We start from the raw sequence: 2809 nt of genomic DNA on the forward strand, positions 1-2809 counted from the left end.
TGGTGGTGTTTTAGAGCCTTTACAAGCCGCTCCAGTTATTATTGAAGATGGTGCTTTTATTGGTTCGCGATGTATTGTTGTAGAAGGTGTACGTGTGGAAAAAGAAGCTGTTTTAGGTGCTAATGTAGTATTGACTATGAGTACTAAAATTATAGATGTTACTGGAGACGAACCTATAGAAACAAAAGGTTTGGTTCCTGCACGTTCTGTTGTGATACCTGGTAGTTACACCAAAAAATTTCGTGCTGGAGAGTTTCAAGTACCTTGTGCTTTAATTATTGGAAAGCGTAAAGAAAGTACAAATAAAAAGACGTCTTTAAATGATGCGCTTCGTGAGTATAATGTAGCAGTTTAATTAGTTGGCAGTTTACAGTCTTCAGTTGGCAGTATCTACTGAGGACTGAAGACCGAATACTGAAGACCGAATATTGAGGACTTAGAAAATGAAGATATTAGTAATACAACAAAAAATGATTGGCGATGTGCTTACAAGTAGTATTCTATTTGAAGCCTTACGTGCAAAATATCCTGAAGCGCAGTTAGATTACCTTATTAACTCTCACACTTTAGCTGTTGTAGAAAACAATACTAATATTGATAATTTTATTTTATTTACTAAACAAGAAGAAAATAGCAAACGTGCTCTTTTAAGGTTTGCAAAGTCCTTAAAGCATAAAAAATATGATGTTATAATCGATGTGTATTCTATACTATCCAGTAATATTATTACACTGTTTTCTAAAGCAAAAATTAAAATTTCTTACTACAAATATTATACTACATTTATATACCATTATAATATTAAAAGACAAACCAAAACAGAAACTAAATCTGGTTTGGCTATTGTAAATAGATTACAATTATTAAAACCTTTAGGTATTGATATTACAGAGGCAAAACCAAAAATACATTTAACTAAAGAGGAGATTACTAGTAGCAAACAGTTTTTAAAAAACCAAGGTATAGACTTTAAGAAACCTCTTTATATGATTAGTGTTTTAGGAAGTGGCACTAACAAAACCTATCCTTTTGCTTTTATGGCTAAAGTTATAGATACTATTGCAAAACAAACAGGTGGACAGTTACTGTTTAACTATATTCCCAATCAAAAAGAACAAGCACAAGCCATTTATAATTTATGCAGGCCAGAGACACAAAAACTTATTTTCTTTGATATCTTCGGAAAAAACCTTCGCGAATTTTTAGCCATTACTAAACATTGCACTGCATTAATTGGTAACGAAGGAGGTGCCATTAATATGGCTAAAGCGTTAGATGTAAAAACATTTGCAATTTTCTCTCCATGGATAAGTAAAGATGCCTGGAGTCTCTTTGAAGACAATAAGCAAAACGTTTCTGTACATTTAAAAGATTTTAAACCTGAATTTTATAACAATAAGAACGAAAAAGATATAAAAAAAGACGCTTTAGCGCTTTACCAAGAATTTTCACCATCCTTTTTCGATAAAAAATTAAATGTATTTTTACAGCAAACTACAAATCTTTAAATGCAAAAGTTAACTGCTATAATACCAACTAAAAACGAGATCGATAATATTGAGGCTGTTATAGCATCTGTAGATTTTGCAGATGAAATTATAGTAATCGATAGTTATAGCAACGATGGTACTTATGAAAAAGCTTGCACTTTAGCTACTAAAGTAATACAGCGTACTTTCGATTTTTATGGTGCTCAAAAAAACCATGCTATTTCTCAAGCAAAACATGATTGGGTTTTATTAATTGATGCAGACGAGCGTGTGACTCCAGAATTAAAGTCTGAAATAATTTCAACCTTAAATCAAAACCAACTTAACCATAATGCGTTTAGCATAAAACGCATTAACCATTTTATGGGACAACGTGTTAATTATAGTGGCTGGAGAAACGATAGTGTTATAAGACTTTTTAAAAGAGATGCTTGTAAATATGATAGCAGACATGTACACGAAGCACTTAAAGTAGATGGAACTATTGGGTTATTAAAACATAAACTATTACACTATTCGTATCGAAGTTTTGATGAATACATGCAAAAAATGAATACTTATGCTAGTTTACAAGCTAAAGATTACGATAAAAAAACAGGACGTTTAACACCTTATCATTTTATAATTAAACCTTTTTGGGGATTTATAAAACACTACATCGTACAAAGTGGATTTCGAGATGGTGTTGTTGGCTTAACTATTGGTTATGTTCAAGGATATGTAGTATTTATACGTTATGTAAAGTTATGGTTATTAAGAAAAAACCGCAACTAATCGTATTTTTTCCAAAATTTAAACTTCTTTTTTAATCTTCTACGTCTGTGAAAAGACTCTTGAAACGCTTCTGTTTCATGCCACATTAAGTTATAGACTTTCTGGTAATCTTCATTCATTAATTTAGCATACTCATGGCTCATTATTTCAATCATATTTTTATGAGTGGTAAGCTTAGCAAAGTTTTTTATGCGTTTCTCGAAGGTCATGGTTTCAAAATTCATTCGGTTTAAATCCACCAAATAAAATTTATAGTCGCCATCGTTATATTTAATTAGTGTATTTCCTGGAGAATGATCTAGAAAGTTAATTCCCTTTTCATGTAAATTAAAAGTAAACCTTGTAAAGGCACGTAAAATGTCTTCGTAATTAGGAATATTAAAATCTGTGGTTAGTTCTCGATAAGTAATGTCGTCGTTTAACTGCTCGCTTACATAATAACTTTTACCAAATAATAATCCTGTGCTTAGTTCGAAAAATGCTACTGGTTCTGGAGTACCAACAGATAGTGCTTTTAATGTATTTGCATACTCAAAAGACCGTTG

4 protein-coding genes are annotated in these 2809 nt (G+C 31.3%); 3 read left to right on the plus strand and 1 reads right to left on the minus strand.

Annotated elements, in window-relative coordinates; all coding sequences use genetic code 11:
- The 3 genes from Q0C58_RS04920 to Q0C58_RS04930 all read left to right on the plus strand — a co-directional run.
- The coding region (locus Q0C58_RS04920) for a DapH/DapD/GlmU-related protein (RefSeq protein ID WP_290698250.1) at window positions 1-355 on the plus strand (355 nt) is incomplete at its 5' end.
- Between the two features lie 88 nt (window positions 356-443).
- Entirely contained in the window at window positions 444-1508 is a 1065-nt protein-coding gene (locus Q0C58_RS04925) for a glycosyltransferase family 9 protein (protein WP_290698253.1), read from the plus strand.
- Window positions 1509-2264, plus strand: coding sequence for a glycosyltransferase family 2 protein (locus Q0C58_RS04930; RefSeq protein ID WP_290698256.1), 756 nt, complete (start codon window positions 1509-1511; stop codon window positions 2262-2264).
- Here Q0C58_RS04930 and Q0C58_RS04935 read toward each other — a convergent pair.
- The coding region (locus tag Q0C58_RS04935) for a lipopolysaccharide kinase InaA family protein (protein ID WP_290698259.1) at window positions 2261-2809 on the minus strand (549 nt) is incomplete at its 5' end. The genes Q0C58_RS04930 and Q0C58_RS04935 overlap by 4 nt on opposite strands.

It is taken from the genome of Lacinutrix sp., assembly GCF_023299985.1.
Lineage (GTDB): Bacteria > Bacteroidota > Bacteroidia > Flavobacteriales > Flavobacteriaceae > Lacinutrix.

What these genes read in the sequence shown, in the direction of transcription:
- Q0C58_RS04930 (WP_290698256.1), top strand. Translation starts at nt 1,509, where the DNA reads ATGCAAAAGTTAACTGCTATAATACCAACTAAAAACGAGATCGATAAT.
- Q0C58_RS04925 (WP_290698253.1), top strand. Translation starts at nt 444, where the DNA reads ATGAAGATATTAGTAATACAACAAAAAATGATTGGCGATGTGCTTACA.